Source organism: Streptomyces sp. NPDC086080, assembly GCF_044540255.1.
In the GTDB taxonomy this organism is placed as follows: Bacteria; Actinomycetota; Actinomycetes; order Streptomycetales; family Streptomycetaceae; genus Streptomyces.
The window spans coordinates 26,438-39,911 of sequence record NZ_JBITRU010000003.1; the positions used below are offsets into that span (position 1 = coordinate 26,438).

Consider the following 13,474-nt stretch of genomic DNA (forward strand, 5'->3'; position numbering starts at 1 on the left):
GACGTGCAGCCCTCCCAACCGAAGCCACGCACAGCCCACCGGGCCAGCCTGCCGCCCCGGCCGCGGGCAGTTCCCGTCGGGCTGTGAGCCCACGCCCCAGCCGCGGCCAGCCCGCCGCCCCGGCTGCGGGCCGGCCAGCCTGCCGCCCCAGCCGCGGGCAGTCGTGCCGCTGGGGCGGCACGGGTGGGCGCGGCGGCACCCTGCAAGCGCCGGCAAGTGAAACCCGCCCCTGCCCCGCACCGGCAAGCTGTACCTGGGCGGCCCCTGGAGCGCGCGGCGGCCCCTCGCAGGCGTCGGCGAGCGGAACCCGGCCCCCGCCCGGCCAGGGCAGGGCACCTAGAACGCCGGTCGCTCCGGATCCAGTACCGCCAGGCCCTCCGCAGGAGAGGACGCCATGGCGAACCACCGCCGCGGAATCCGCCCCGCGCGCCGCGCCAGCCGCCCCGCCTCCACCGCCGCCCGCACCGCGGACGCCATCAGCACCGGCGACTGCGCCCGCGTCACCGCCGACGCCAGCATCACCCCCGCACACCCCAGCTCCATCGCCAGCGCCACGTCCGACGCCGTCCCCGCCCCCGCGTCGAGGATCACCGGCACCCCCGCCCGCTCCACGATCAGCTCGAAGTTGTGCGGGTTGCGAATGCCCAGCCCGGACCCGATCGGAGACCCCAGTGGCATGACCGCCGCACACCCCACGTCCTCCAGTTTCCGCGCCAGCACCGGATCGTCGTTGGTGTACGGCAGCACCGTGAACCCGTCGTCCACGAGCGTCTCCGCCGCGTCCAGCAGTTCCACCGGATCCGGCAGCAGTGTCCGCTCGTCGGCGATGACCTCCAGCTTGACCAGATCCGTGCCGAGCGCCTCCCGCGCGAGCCGTGCCGTGAGCACGGCCTCCCCGGCGGTGAAGCACCCCGCCGTGTTCGGCAGCACCCGGATGCCCAGCTTCTCCAGCACCGACAGCACGGACCCGTGCACCGAGGGGTCCACCCGCCGCATCGCGACGGTCGTCAGCTCCGTCCCGGACGCCACGAGCGCCCGCTCCAGCACATCGAGGCTCGGCGCCCCTCCGGTGCCCATGATCAGACGGGACGTGAAGGACGTACCGCCGAGGACGAACGGATCGTCGGCCATGGTCAGCCTCCTTGGACGGCGGTCAGGACCTCCACCCGGTCTCCCTCGGAGAGGGGGGTGGTGGGCCACTGCGCGCGGGGAACGACGGTTTCGTTGAGGGCGGCGGCCACTCCGGAGGGCGCCGCGGTGAGCGAGGTCACGACGAGGTGGAGAGCCGTGCCGGGCGGGTACTCCCGGGGCTCCCCGTTGACGGAGATGTTCATACGGGCTGCTCCGTGAGGGCGGTGACGCCGAACCGGAGAGGGCTGAACGGGCGGGCTTCCCAGGGCAGTTCACCGGTGGTCAGGACATCCGCCAGGGCGTCGCCGGTGACCGGTGTCAGCAGGACGCCGTTGCGGTGGTGGCCGGTGGCCAGCAGCAGCCCGTCGAGCCCGGTCGGGCCGAGCAGGGGCGCGTTGTCGGGGGAGCAGGGACGCAGCCCGGCCCGGGTCTCGGTCAGCGGCAGTTCGGTGATCCCGGGGACCAGCTCGTGGGCGTCGCGCAGCAGTTCGTACACACCTCCCGCGGTCACCGTCGTGTCCCAGCCCTTCTCCTCGCTGGTCGCGCCGATCACCAACTCACCGTTCTCGCGCGGCACCAGGTAGACATGACTGCCGCGCACCACGGCGCGCACGGTCCGGCTCAGGAAGGGGCCGGGGCCCTCCGGCATCGCCAGCCGCACCACCTGCCCCTTCACGGGCCGCACGGGCGGCAGTACGTCCGCCGGGACGCCCGCGAGCCGGCCGCTGAGACTGCCTCCCGCGAGTACCACCTGCCCGGCGCCCAGTTCGGTGCCGTCGGAGGTGAGAACGCCCCTCGCGCGGCCGCCCGCGACCACGAGCCGTTCGGCCCACGCGCGGTGGAAGGCGACGCCCGCGCGCTCACCGGCGGCGACGAGCGCGGCCGCCAGCCGCCGCGGATCGATCTGATGGTCGCCGTCCACCCGCAGTCCGCCGCGCACCCCGGGCGCGAGCATCGGTTCGAGGCGCCGGCACTCCCGCCCGGACAGCCACTGCGCGTCCAGCCCCGACCGCTGCTGCAGGGCGTGCAGTTCCCGCAGGTGGGCGCGGTCGTCGGCGTCCAGGGCCACGGCGAGCGTGCCGCAGCGGCGGTAGCCGAGGTCGTGGCCGGTGAGTTCGGTGAGCTCGGCCGCGAAGTCGGGGTAGCGCCGCGCGGAGGCGAGGTTCAGGCCGAGCAGGGTCTCCTCGCCGTAGTGCAGTTCGGTGACGGCGGCCAGCATCCCGGCGGCCACCTGGGCGGCGCCACCGCCCGGCTCGGGGTCCACCACGGTCGTGACGAGACCGCGCTGCGCGGCCCGCCAGGCCGTGACCAGGCCGATGATTCCGCCCCCTATGACGAGGACGTCTGACGTACGCGTGGGCGACATGGGCGTCCAGCCCCTCCCTTCGCCGGCATGACCCGGATCAGGTTCGTACGGTCGGAGGCCGCCAGCCTCCCTCTCAGCCCGGTGCGTCCGGGCTCCCGCGAGTGCTTTACGTTGGCCACCCTAGCGCCTGCAAGGGAGACCCCACGTGGCCCGATCGCTCGACGGACTTGTCCTCGCCCCTGTGGCCGACCAGGCTCCGGGCCAGGTCGGCACCCGTACCCGGTTCCTCTACCACGAGCGGGGCGGTGAGATCTGGGCCGAGTACGCGGGCGGCGACGTCGTGCGCGGGCACCTGGTGGGCACCCGCGAGGGGGACCGGCTGGACTTCCGGTACGTACAGCTCAAACGGGACGGTACGACGTCCTGCGGGCACTGTGTGTCCGCGGTCGTGGAGCTGCCCGACGGGCGGGTACGGCTGGAGGAGCGCTGGGAGTGGGAGTCGCAGCCGGGCAGCGGGACGAGCGTGGTGGAGCAGCTCCCGGACCACGCCGTCCCGTCGGTGACCGAGTGACTAGGGTGAGCGGGTGAGCGAGCAGACGCTGGAACCGGGACGGTCGGCACCGCGGCGGGTGGTGGTGGCGGGCGCGGGCATGGCAGGCGTGCGGACCGCGGTCGCCCTGCGGGAACAGGGATTCACCGGCACCGTGACCCTGATCGGCGCGGAGCCCCACCAGCCCTACGACCGGCCGCCGTTGTCCAAGGCGGTCCTGCTCGGCAAGGCCGAGGACTCCGCCTTCGACGTCGACTTCGAGGAACTCGGTATCGAACTGCGGCTCGGCTGCGAGGTGCGCGGCCTGCGCCCCGGCGACCACGAACTGGACACGGAGGCCGGGCCCGTCCCGTACGACGTGCTGGTGATCGCCACCGGCGCGGAGCCGGTGCGGCTGCCCGGCGCGGAGGGCGTCCGGGGCGTGCATCTGCTGCGCACCCTGGACGACGCCGAACGGCTGCGTCCGGTGCTCGCGCGGCAGCACGACGTCGTGGTGGTCGGCGCCGGCTGGATCGGCGCGGAGTTCGCCACCGCGGCCCGTGAGGCGGGCTGCGCAGTCACCGTCGTGGAGGCCGCGGAGCGGCCGCTCGCCGAGGCGCTGCCCGCCGAGGTGGCCGCCCCGATGACCGCCTGGTACGCCGAGGCGGGTGTCGCGCTGCGCACGCATGCGCGCGTGGAGCGTGTCGAGGCCGGTGCCGTGGTCCTGGACGACGGGTCGCGGCTGCCCGCGGGCGCGGTGGTCGTCGGCATCGGGGCCCGGCCCGCCACGGCGTGGCTGGCGGGTTCCGGGATCGAACTCGGGGCACGGGACGAGGTCGCCGCCGACCACCATCTGATGACCTCCCTGCCGGACGTGTACGCGGTCGGCGACTGCGCGTCCTTCCCGTCCGGGCGCTACGGCGAACGTCTGCTGGTCCACCACTGGGACAACGCCCTCCAGGGGCCGCGCACGGTCGCGACGAACATCCTCGCCGGGCAGGCCGGGCGCGGCCCGGCGGTGTACGACCCGGTGCCGTACTTCTGGTCCGAGCAGTTCGGCCGCTTCGTCCAGTACGCGGGCCACCACGCGGACGCCGACCGGACCATGTGGCGCGGGGACCCGGCGGACGCGGCGTGGAGCGTCTGCTGGCTGCGGGAGTCCCGTCTGGTCGCGTTGCTCGCCGTGGGGCGGCCCCGGGACCTGGCGCAGGGGCGCCGGCTGATCGAGGCGGGTACGGCGATGGACGCGGACCTGCTGGCGGACCCGGCGCGGCCGCTGAAGTCGGCGACGGCCTGACGGGCTTCCGGCCGGCGCGCCCCACCGGCGCGCCCGGCCCGGGCGTCCGCCCAGGTGGTGGGGGCTGACTTCCGACTGTCAGTGGCAGGTGGCAGGCTTGTCCCGTGACCGAGATTGACGCAAAGATCGATGCTCTCGTCCCCGCCTGGCTCACTCTCCCCGACATCGCCGAGCAGTTCGGCGTCGAGGTGACGCGCGTCCGGCAGCTGGTCAAGGACGGCCAGCTCATCGCCGTACGCCGAGGTGAGAACCGCGCGCTGCACGTCCCCGCCGCCTTCATCGACGGGGACAAGGTGGTCAAGGGCCTCAGTGGCACCCTGACGCTCCTGCGGGACGACGGTTTCACGGACGAAGAGATGCTGGAGTGGCTGTTCACCCCCGACCCGAGCCTGCCGGGCACCCCCGCGCAGGCGCTCGGCGAGAATCGTGGCACGGAGGTGAAGCGCCGGGCCCAGGCACTCGCCGTCTGACCGGCACCCGACCGCAGTCATGGACCACACCGGCCGGGGCGGGTGAGCCCCGGCCGGGGGCCCGCCTGTGCGGGCAGCCCTCCGCTCCGGTCTCGGCCGGCGGCATCCGCGGACGACCTGCCGGGCGGAGGCCGCGCGCCGGGTCCACCGGGTCCACCGGTTCGTGCGCGCCTGGCACCCTGGGCGCGGCCGAGGGGGCTGCGGGTGTGGGCCGCCGGCCGTGGGCGGTGTGCCGGGTGGGGCTGTGTGACGAGGCCGCCGGGCCCGCCGAGTCCGTACGGGCAGGGTGCTTCGGGGGTGGCCGAGGGAGCTGCGCGTCCCGGCTCGCCGTGGGCGGTGGCCGCCCGGCGAGGCCCGCCGGGTCCACCGGGTTCGCAGGCTCATGACACCCTGGGCGCGGCTGAGGCGTCTGCGTGTGCCAGCTGTCGGCCCGCCGTGGGCGGTGTGCCGGCGGGGGACATCCGTGGACGGCCCGCCGGGTGCGGGACGCGCCCGCGCACGACCTGCCGGGCCGCACAGGCCCGGCGCCAGCCGTCGGGCCTGTCCGGTCCGTACGCCCACGACACCCTGGGGGGACACTCGTATGACCGACACCGCACGCCTCCGGCTCGCCGGCGCCCGGGTCTATCTCTGCACCGACGCGCGCAAGCGACAGGGGGACCTCCTGGAGTTCCTGGACGCGGTGCTGGCCGGCGGGGTCGACATCGTGCAGCTGCGGGACAAGGGGATGGAGGCCGCCGAGGAGCTGGAGCACCTGGCGGTCTTCGCCGACGCCTGCGCCCGGCACGGCAAGCTGCTCGCGGTCAACGACCGCGCGGACGTCGCCCACGCCGCCGGAGCCGATGTCCTCCACCTCGGCCAGGGCGACCTCCCGGTCCCCGCCGCCCGTGCCCTGCTCGGCGACGGCGTCCTGATCGGCCGCTCCACCCACGCCGAGTCCGAGGCCGCCGCGGCCGCCGTCCAGCCCGGCACGGACTACTTCTGCACGGGCCCCTGCTGGCCCACCCCCACCAAGCCGGGCCGCCACGCCCCGGGCCTGGACCTGGTCCGTTACACCGCCGGCCTCGGCACCGACCGGCCCTGGTTCGCCATCGGCGGTATCGACCTCGGCAACCTCGACGAGGTCCTGGACGCGGGCGCCCGCCGGGTCGTCGTCGTCCGCGCGATCACCGACGCCGACGACCCGGGTGCGGCGGCCGCCGGGTTCGCGCGGCGGATACGGCAGGCCGTTCCGGATGCCGGATGACCACCGCGCGTCTCACATCCGTCCAAGGGGTGGACAGCAAGTCGGCAAATCAGACAAATATCCCGCTTCTGGTTGGGGGACCGCCGCCCCCTGGCTAACCTGCCGGTATGGCCCTCGGAACCGCATCCACGTGGACTGACCGCGCACGGACCGTGCGCGACATGCTCGCCGCAGGCAGAACGACGTACTCCTTCGAGTTCTCGGCGCCGAAGACCCCCAAGGGCGAGCGGAACCTGTGGAGCGCGCTGCGCAGGGTCGAGGCGGTGGCCCCGGACTTCGTCTCCGTGACGTACGGAGCCGGCGGCTCCACCCGCGCCGGAACGGTCAGGGAGACCGAGCAGATCGTCTCCGACACCACCCTCACCCCGGTCGCCCATCTCACCGCCGTCGACCACTCCGTCGCCGAACTGCGCAACATCATCGGCCAGTACGCCGACGCCGGGATCCGCAACATGCTCGCCGTACGGGGCGACCCGCCCGGCGACCCCATGGGTGAGTGGGTGCCGCACCCGCAGGGCCTGACCTACGCCGCCGACCTCGTCCGGCTCATCAAGGAGTCCGGCGACTTCTGCGTCGGCGTCGCCGCCTTCCCGGAGATGCACCCCCGCTCCGCCGACTGGGACACCGACGTGGCCCACTTCGTCGACAAGTGCCGGGCCGGTGCCGACTACGCGATCACTCAGATGTTCTTCCGGCCCGACTCCTATCTGCGCCTGCGTGACCGAGTACACGCCGCGGGCTGCGAAACCCCGGTGATCCCCGAAGTCATGCCGGTGACCAGCGTGAAGATGCTGGAGAGGTTGCCAAAACTCAGTAATGCCGAGTTCCCCGACGCCCTCAAAGAGCGGATCCTCGCAGCGAAGGACGATCCGGCGGCGGTACGCTCCATCGGTATCGACTTCGCCACGGAGTTCTGCGCGCGGTTGCTGGCCGAGGGAGTGCCGGGACTGCACTTCATCACGCTGAACAACTCCACGGCGGCGCTGGAAATCTACGAGAACCTGGGCCTGCACCACCGACCGCGGGCCTAGACCGGTCGCACGGACATACGACACACTGCGTAGCGACCACTGGGAGAGGGGCGTACATGGGCTGGACGGTCCTCTACATCGCGTTCGGCATCGTCGCGCTGTGGTTGCTCGGCGAGGTGCTGCTGCAGTACAAGGCGCGGCTGCGCTGGCGGCTGCTCGCCTTCGCCGGCTTCCTCGGCGTCGTGCTCGGTGTGCTGATCCCGTCCGTGATCGTCATCGGGCTGGGTGCCGCGGCCTTCGCGGTCGGCCAGACCTACGTCACGCTGTCGTTCCGCCGCGGGTTCGCGGCGGGCTGGGCGGTCAACTCGCCGAAACTGGCCGCCGTCAAGGGCGGCCGCGGCGGCCGCGGCCGCGAGGAACCCGGCCTGGAGTTCTCCGACCCGGAGCCGTCCCACGACGACGCCGACGGCCACCGCGACCGCACCGGCTACGGCGCGGACGACGACTACGACCGCGACGACGTGTTCACCCCCGCCGCGCGCACCGACCGGACGACGGCCGCCGAGACCACCTCCGTCTACGAGCCGCAGCCCATGCCCGACGACACCGGTTCCTACGGTGTGTACGGCGGCGACACCGGATACGCGGCGCCGTCCCAGGACCAGTACGCGGCGACCGCCCAGGGCACCGACCAGAACTACGCCTACGACTACTCCGGTTACGGCCAGCAGCAGGGCTACGACACCACGGGCCAGCAGTACGCCGCGTACTCCGACCCGTACATCGGCAACCCGACGTACGGGGCGACCTCGTACGACACCGGCTACGCCGATCCGCAGCAGTACGCTCAGCAGGCCTACTCCCAGGACCCGTACGCCGGCGGCTACGGCGGGGAGACCCCGGCCGGCGGGCTGTGGGTCCCGCAGCAGCGCAGCGCCGACGACCCCTACGGCGGCGAACTCCCGCCGGAGCAGCAGTACCCGTACCAGGGCGACGGACAGACGCCCCCGGGCGGCAACGGGTACGACGAGCAGCAGTACCGCTACTGACGCGCGCTCACTGGGAGCCGCGGAACTCCGGCCCCTCCACGATCAGCCCCGCGACCAGCGCTCCCGACATCCCGGCGTGCGGTAGTCCGCCGCCGGGATGCGACCAGCCGCCGACCGTGAACAGCCCCGGCAGACCTGTGCTGTTGGACGGGTGCAGCAGCCGCCCGCCCGCCGCGGCCAGCGCCGGCGCCGGCACCGCGCCGCCCTCCGCGCCGGTCTCCCCGGCGATGTCGGCAGGGGTGCGCACCTCGTACCGGAGCAGCCGGTCCCGCAGCCCGGGTATCGCCCGTCCGGCGACGGTGATCAGGTTCTCCGCGTGCGCGTCCAGGGCGTCCCCGGCGCCCGCGGGCACCACGGAGGTCACCGTGACCGCCTCGTGGTCCTCGTCCGGGACCAGCGTCGGGTCGTCCGGCCGCAGCACCGTGACCGTGGGACGGGCGGGCAGGTCCGAGGGGGCGCCGAACAGCGACTCCAGCTCCGCCCGACGGTCCTGGGCGTGCACGACCGTACGGTGCGGGGTGCCCTCCGGGCGTCCTCCCCGCAGGGCCAGCAGCACCGTCACCCGGCTCGCCGCCCCCCGCCGGGCGGGGACCCCGCCCTCGCCGCGCACCCGGGTGCCCCTGCTCAGCCGGTCCAGCACCCCGGGGGACACCCCGGCGACCACGATGTCGGCCTCCGCCACCGAGCCGTCGGCCAGCTCCAACCCCGCCGCCCGCCCGTCCTTCTCCCGCACCCCGGTGGCCTCCGCGCCGAAGTGGAATTCCACCCGGCGGGCCAGACACCGCTCGTACAGCGCCCGCGCCAGCTCCCGCATACCGCCCCGCACGTACCAGGTGCCGAAGGCGTGCTCCAGGTACGGCAGTACGGCCGCGCTCGCCGGGGTGTCGCGGGGATCGAGGCCCCAGGCGAGCGTGTGACTCTCCAGCAGCGCGGTCAGCCGGGGGTCGCGCAGCTCCCACGCGCCGACCTCGGCGACTGTGCCCGCCGTGCGCGTGCGCAGCAGCCTCCGGTGTGCGGCCGCCGGGTAGGGCTCGCGCTCGGCCAGCACCTGCCAGTTGGGCCACAGCGGCTCCTCCAGCAGCGGCCGGCGCGAGCGGTCCCAGGCCTCCCGGGCCCGCACCAGGAAGTCGCCCCAGCGCCGGGCGGCCACCGGGCCGAGGGCGTCCTCCAGGGCGGAGACGACACCCGCGCGGGACGCGTTGGGCAGCGACACGCGCGTGCCGTCCGCGAACACGTGGTGCGACGACGGATCGACCTGGACGAGCTCGACGCACTCCTCCAGCGGCTCCTTGCCGGTCTTCAGGAACAGATCGCGGTAGACCGCCGGCAGGGGGAGCAGCCCCGGCCCGGTGTCGAAGGAGAACCCGTCCCGCTCCACACGGCGCAGCGCACCGCCGTACGTGTCCGTCCGCTCGTACACCACCACCCGGTGGCCCGCGACGGCCAGCCTGGCGGCGGCCGCCAGCGCGCCCGCCCCGGCGCCGATCACCGCAATTCGTGCCATGCCAGGGACCTTATCCGCAGGCACCGACAACTCGTCCCCGAGTACCCGCGCCCCCGACCGGGTGACCAGCCGCCCGCACGGAGCCGTGGGCCTGGGTGCGCACCCCTGAGTACCTGTACCCAGCCGCGCACTTGAGTACGCGCGCGGATGGGCCCCGGCCTGCGGAAACGAGAGAGTGGGGACCACGGAGAAGGGCCAGGGCCCCGGGACCGGCGACACGGGGCGCCGGAGCCGGACCCGGCCCGCGATCCGCTCCTTCCGCCGGCGCCGTCGGCGGAGGTGAGGCACGGGGGGACCCGGGGGACGACCGCAACGGGGGTTCACGGGGGACGTACGGGGGAGCACGGAAGGCGCCGGTCCGACCGGTGGCTCGCGGGGGGACGCGGCCACCGGGGGACCGGCGCCTTCATGTGCCGGTGGACCGGAGGAGTCAGGGGCGGCCGCTGACCCGACCCTGCAGCAGCCTGGACAGCGCCGCGTGCACGTCGTCCAGGGTGCGCTCGGGCTGGAAGGACTTCCAGTCGAGCGCGGCCACCAGCACCATGCCCACCAGCGCCGCGGCCGTCAGCGGGACATCGATGTCCTCGCTGAACTCGCCGTTCGCGACACCCTCGTGCAGCACCCCCTCGACCACCGCCACGGCCTGCTGCCGCACCACCAGCAGCGTGGACTGCCAGGCTCGGTTGGTGCGCCACAGCTCGGCCACGTACAGCTGGGTGAAGGCCGGGTAGCGGTCGATGAAGACCAGCCCCGCGCGGATCATCGCGTCCAGCGCGTCGACCTTGCCGCCGCCCTCCCCTGCGGTCCTCTCGGCGGCTTCCCGGAGCGAGGCGGTCAGCAGACCGACCCCGTGCCGCAGCAACTCCTCGAAGAGGACCGACTTGCTCGCGAAGTTGTAGTAGACTGTGCCCTTCGCGACCCCTGCCCGCTCGGCGATCTCGTCCACGGTGGTGGCCGAGAAGCCCTGCTCGGCGATGAGGGTGACGGCCGCCTCGTAGAGCTTCTGCCGGGTGGCCTCGCGGCGGGCACTGCCGCCCGGCGTGGTGCTGCTGCTTTCCATGACCCCGATTGTCACAGGAGTGCCGGTCCGCCCGTTCACAGGCTCAGCTCCGGGTGCAGCCGGTCCAGGGTCCACACCTGGCGGCGGCGGGCCGACAGCGCGGTCAGCGCGAGGGCGCCCGCGGTGAAGGCCGCCAGCACGGCGCAGGCCTGCCACACCGGTCCGAGACCGCCGCCCGTGATCAGCCGCCTCAGCGCCTCGACCACGTAGCTCATCGGCAGGAACGGGTGCAGCGCGTTGAAGAACGCCGGGCTCGTCTGGATGGGGTAGGTGCCGCCCGCCGAGGTCAGCTGGAGCATCAGCAGGGCGAGGACCAGGATCCGGCCGGCCGCGCCGAAGCGCGCGTTCAGCCACTGCACGATCGCCGCGAAGCACGCCGTCACCAGGAACAGGAAGCCCACCGTTCCGGCGGCCCGCGCCATCCGCAGCCCGAGCGCCCAGTGCAGCACCGACATCAGGGCGACCGTCTGCAGCACCCCGATCGCCGCGACCGGAAGCCAGCCCGCCAACGCGATCCGCCAGGCCGGGGCACCCGCCGCGAGCGCGCGCCGGTTCATCGGGGCGATCAGCATGTACGCCACCATCGCGCCCACCCACAGCGACAGCGGGATGAAGTACGGGGCGAAGCCGGTGCCGTAGTCGGGCGCCTTGTGCGGGTCGCTGGAGACGAGCCGTACCGGGTCGGACATCACCTCGGTGCGCCGGTCGCGGTCCCGCTCGTCGTAGTCGGGGATCTTCCCGGCACCGTCGTGCAGGCCTCCGGCCAGCTCGCCGGAACCGTCGACGAGCCTGTGGAGACCGCTCCGGAGATCGTCCGCACCGGTCTTCAGCGCGCCGACGCCCTTGTCCAGATCCCGGGCGCCGGACTCGGCGGTGCCGAGGCCCGCGTTCAGCTTCTTCGCCCCGGCGGCGACCTTGCCGGCCCCGGTGTCGAGCTTGTTGATCCGGGTGACGGCGTCGTCGAGGTCCTCGGAGAGGTGCGGGGCACGGGCGGCGAGCGCCCGGGCCTGCTTCTCCAGGGCGGCGAGCCGCCCGTCGAGCTTCCTCAGATCCTCGCGACGGTCGGTGACCAGGGCGGCGACGTCCTCGGCGACGGCCGACGCCGTGGCCACCGCGTCCCTGGCCTTCTTCAGATCCGCGCAGGCGGGATCGGGCAGGGCGGGGTCCTCGCAGCGTGCCCTGTGGACGTCGTCCATGGTGCCGGACGCCGCGCGGGCGTCCTTCGCCGCGGCCGGCGCCCGCTCCTCGATCGCGTCGAGGCCGCCGCGGAGCCGGCCGGCGGAGTCGGCGACGAACCGCGCGGTGTCGCCGATGGCCTTCTCGTTGTCCTTCAGGAACGGGCCCACCCCGGCTTCGAGCGCGTTCACCCTGTCGGCGAGCCGCCGTGTCCCGTCGGCGACCTTCCGGGAGCCGTCCTCCAGGTCGCCGGCGCCCCTGTGCAGGTCCTTGAGGCCCTTGGACAGTTTCCCGCTGCCCTTACGGGCGTCGGTCAGGCCGTCCGCGAGGTCCTTGGAGCCCTTCTCCGCCTTCCCGATGCCGCCGTTCAGCTCGTCCGCGCCCTCCGCCGCCTTCACGGTCTCGCCGTGTATGCCGGAGAACGAGACGAAGATCTTGTCCAGGAAGGAGCGCGCGGTCCTGGTGGACGCGGCCCGGCGCACCTCGCCGAACACCGTCCGGGAGATCTGCCCGACGAGGTAGTTGTTGGCGTCGTTCGTCCGCACCCGCAGGGCGCCGGTCCCGGGGGAGTCGCCCGAGCTGGAGGCGATACGGCGGCTGAAGTCGGCGGGCACGGTCAGCGACAGGTAGTAGGTGCCGTCCTCGACGCCCCGCCGGGCCTCGTCCGCGCTCACCTCCCGCCAGTCGAAGGTGTCGCTGTCGCGCAGGCCCTCGGCGATGTCGTCGCCCGCGGTGATCCGCCTGCCGTCGGCGCTCGCCCCCTTGTCGTCGTTCACCAGGGCCACCGGGATCCGGTCCAGCCGGCTGTAGGGATCCCAGAACGACCACAGGTACAGGGCGCCGTACAGCAGGGGCAGCACCAGCAGGGCGACCAGTGCCGCGCGCGGCAGTGTGCCCCGGCCGAAGCGCCGGAGTTCAAGAGCGGCCAGTTTCGGCGAGCGCATCGGCTGCCGCCTCCTTCGCCTCGTCGCGCGGGCCGGTTCCGGTGCGGACGGCCACCGCGTCGCGCGGCGCCTCGCTGCACACCGCCAGCACGGTGACGCCGGTGTCGGTGACGGACCTCAGAAGGGTCCAGATCTCCTCCCGTTCGGCGGGGGAGAGCTTGAGATCGGTGTCGTCGACGCCGATCAGCCGGGGACGGCCCAGCAGTGCCAGGGCGAGCGAAAGCCGCAGCCCTTCCACCCGTTCCAGATCCCGTACCGCCGTCCGCGGGCCCTTGGGCAGGGTCACGAGGTCCAGTCCCGCCGTGGTCAGCGCGGTGTCGATGCGCCGCTTCTCCTCGCGCACGCGCTCCCCGCGCGGGCGCGGCAGGACATCGGTGAACGGGCCGGCGAAACGACGCCGCAGCAGCGCCTGTTCCCGCAGGTGCTCGCCGACGGTGAGGGCCGGATCGAGGTCGGTCACGCCGGTGACATGGGCGAGGGCGCTGTGCCGGCGTACGGCGGCTATCCGCCCGGGCAGTTCCAGCCCGCCCACGGCGGCCCGGCCCTCCGTGGGCCGCATCCGGCCGGTGAGCGCGAGCAGCAGACAGGTGCGGCCCGAACCGGACGGCCCCTCCACCGCGATCAGCGAACCGGGTCCCGCGTCGGCGAAGACGCCGCGGAACGCCCAGCCTCGTGGCCCCTCGAGGCCGAAGTCGTGGGCCGTGACGGCGAGTCCGAGCGGATCGTCCACAGTCCCCCCTCTGTCTGTCGAACCGGCTTTTGCTTTGAACTGACTGGTCAGTGCAAAAACC

Annotated in this window: 13 protein-coding genes and 1 riboswitch; of the genes, 6 read left to right on the forward strand and 7 right to left on the reverse strand. The window is 73.8% G+C overall.

Annotated elements, in window-relative coordinates; translation table 11 throughout:
• Nucleotides 1-336 precede the first annotated feature (336 nt).
• From ACIF9R_RS04260 to thiO, 3 genes are all read right to left on the reverse strand, one after another.
• A complete protein-coding gene (locus tag ACIF9R_RS04260; protein WP_399974084.1) occupies nucleotides 337-1,131 on the reverse strand; it encodes a thiazole synthase in 795 nt (264 codons plus the stop codon).
• Nucleotides 1,132-1,133: 2 nt separating this feature from the next.
• Nucleotides 1,134-1,334, reverse strand: a complete 201-nt coding sequence (gene thiS / locus ACIF9R_RS04265; protein ID WP_399974087.1) for a sulfur carrier protein ThiS — start codon at nucleotides 1,332-1,334, stop codon at nucleotides 1,134-1,136.
• Nucleotides 1,331-2,497 (reverse strand): glycine oxidase ThiO, encoded by a 1,167-nt coding sequence (gene thiO, locus ACIF9R_RS04270; protein ID WP_399974090.1) that lies wholly within the window; start codon nucleotides 2,495-2,497, stop codon nucleotides 1,331-1,333. Before thiO ends, thiS begins: the two co-directional genes overlap by 4 nt.
• Nucleotides 2,495-2,606: riboswitch (TPP riboswitch) on the reverse strand. (Overlaps the previous gene by 3 nt.)
• Nucleotides 2,607-2,642: 36 nt before the next feature.
• Between thiO and ACIF9R_RS04275 the strand changes: the two genes are divergently transcribed.
• The 6 genes from ACIF9R_RS04275 to ACIF9R_RS04300 all read left to right on the forward strand — a co-directional run bounded on the left by ACIF9R_RS04275 (nucleotide 2,643) and on the right by ACIF9R_RS04300 (nucleotide 7,999).
• Nucleotides 2,643-3,008: a hypothetical protein gene (locus ACIF9R_RS04275; protein ID WP_399974092.1), complete on the forward strand. Its 366-nt coding sequence runs from the start codon at nucleotides 2,643-2,645 to the stop codon at nucleotides 3,006-3,008.
• Between the two features lie 13 nt (nucleotides 3,009-3,021).
• Nucleotides 3,022-4,263 carry an NAD(P)/FAD-dependent oxidoreductase gene (locus ACIF9R_RS04280; RefSeq protein WP_399974095.1) on the forward strand — a complete coding sequence of 414 codons (1,242 nt, stop codon included), beginning with the start codon at nucleotides 3,022-3,024 and terminating at the stop codon, nucleotides 4,261-4,263.
• A 104-nt stretch (nucleotides 4,264-4,367) separates the two neighbouring features.
• The gene (locus ACIF9R_RS04285) at nucleotides 4,368-4,733 is read left to right on the forward strand and encodes an Rv2175c family DNA-binding protein (RefSeq protein ID WP_399974098.1); all 366 of its coding nucleotides are present in this window, start codon (nucleotides 4,368-4,370) and stop codon (nucleotides 4,731-4,733) included.
• Between the two features lie 583 nt (nucleotides 4,734-5,316).
• The gene (thiE, locus tag ACIF9R_RS04290) at nucleotides 5,317-5,979 is read left to right on the forward strand and encodes a thiamine phosphate synthase (protein ID WP_399974100.1); all 663 of its coding nucleotides are present in this window, start codon (nucleotides 5,317-5,319) and stop codon (nucleotides 5,977-5,979) included.
• A 107-nt stretch (nucleotides 5,980-6,086) separates the two neighbouring features.
• Entirely contained in the window at nucleotides 6,087-7,010 is a 924-nt protein-coding gene (metF, locus tag ACIF9R_RS04295) for a methylenetetrahydrofolate reductase [NAD(P)H] (RefSeq protein ID WP_399974103.1), read from the forward strand.
• A 56-nt stretch (nucleotides 7,011-7,066) separates the two neighbouring features.
• Nucleotides 7,067-7,999 (forward strand): hypothetical protein, encoded by a 933-nt coding sequence (locus tag ACIF9R_RS04300; protein WP_399974106.1) that lies wholly within the window; start codon nucleotides 7,067-7,069, stop codon nucleotides 7,997-7,999.
• A 7-nt stretch (nucleotides 8,000-8,006) separates the two neighbouring features.
• Here the strand turns inward: ACIF9R_RS04300 and ACIF9R_RS04305 are convergent, their stop codons facing one another.
• The 4 genes from ACIF9R_RS04305 to ACIF9R_RS04320 all read right to left on the reverse strand — a co-directional run bounded on the left by ACIF9R_RS04305 (nucleotide 8,007) and on the right by ACIF9R_RS04320 (nucleotide 13,413).
• Nucleotides 8,007-9,503, reverse strand: a complete 1,497-nt coding sequence (locus tag ACIF9R_RS04305; protein WP_399974109.1) for a phytoene desaturase family protein — start codon at nucleotides 9,501-9,503, stop codon at nucleotides 8,007-8,009.
• A 430-nt stretch (nucleotides 9,504-9,933) separates the two neighbouring features.
• Entirely contained in the window at nucleotides 9,934-10,563 is a 630-nt protein-coding gene (locus ACIF9R_RS04310; RefSeq protein ID WP_399974112.1) for a TetR/AcrR family transcriptional regulator, read from the reverse strand.
• Nucleotides 10,564-10,598: 35 nt separating this feature from the next.
• Nucleotides 10,599-12,683 (reverse strand): YhgE/Pip family protein, encoded by a 2,085-nt coding sequence (locus tag ACIF9R_RS04315; RefSeq protein ID WP_399974114.1) that lies wholly within the window; start codon nucleotides 12,681-12,683, stop codon nucleotides 10,599-10,601.
• Complete coding sequence (locus ACIF9R_RS04320; protein WP_399974117.1) at nucleotides 12,655-13,413, reverse strand: ATP-binding cassette domain-containing protein; 759 nt, start codon at nucleotides 13,411-13,413, stop codon at nucleotides 12,655-12,657. Before ACIF9R_RS04320 ends, ACIF9R_RS04315 begins: the two co-directional genes overlap by 29 nt.
• Nucleotides 13,414-13,474: the final 61 nt, after the last annotated feature.

Coding starts and splice junctions, on each gene's coding strand:
- thiS (WP_399974087.1), bottom strand. CDS start 1,334: ATGAACATCTCCGTCAACGGGGAGCCCCGGGAGTACCCGCCCGGCACG.
- metF (WP_399974103.1), top strand. CDS start 6,087: ATGGCCCTCGGAACCGCATCCACGTGGACTGACCGCGCACGGACCGTG.
- ACIF9R_RS04305 (WP_399974109.1), bottom strand. CDS start 9,503: ATGGCACGAATTGCGGTGATCGGCGCCGGGGCGGGCGCGCTGGCGGCC.
- ACIF9R_RS04260 (WP_399974084.1), bottom strand. CDS start 1,131: ATGGCCGACGATCCGTTCGTCCTCGGCGGTACGTCCTTCACGTCCCGT.
- ACIF9R_RS04315 (WP_399974114.1), bottom strand. CDS start 12,683: ATGCGCTCGCCGAAACTGGCCGCTCTTGAACTCCGGCGCTTCGGCCGG.
- thiO (WP_399974090.1), bottom strand. CDS start 2,497: ATGTCGCCCACGCGTACGTCAGACGTCCTCGTCATAGGGGGCGGAATC.
- ACIF9R_RS04300 (WP_399974106.1), top strand. CDS start 7,067: ATGGGCTGGACGGTCCTCTACATCGCGTTCGGCATCGTCGCGCTGTGG.
- thiE (WP_399974100.1), top strand. CDS start 5,317: ATGACCGACACCGCACGCCTCCGGCTCGCCGGCGCCCGGGTCTATCTC.
- ACIF9R_RS04310 (WP_399974112.1), bottom strand. CDS start 10,563: ATGGAAAGCAGCAGCACCACGCCGGGCGGCAGTGCCCGCCGCGAGGCC.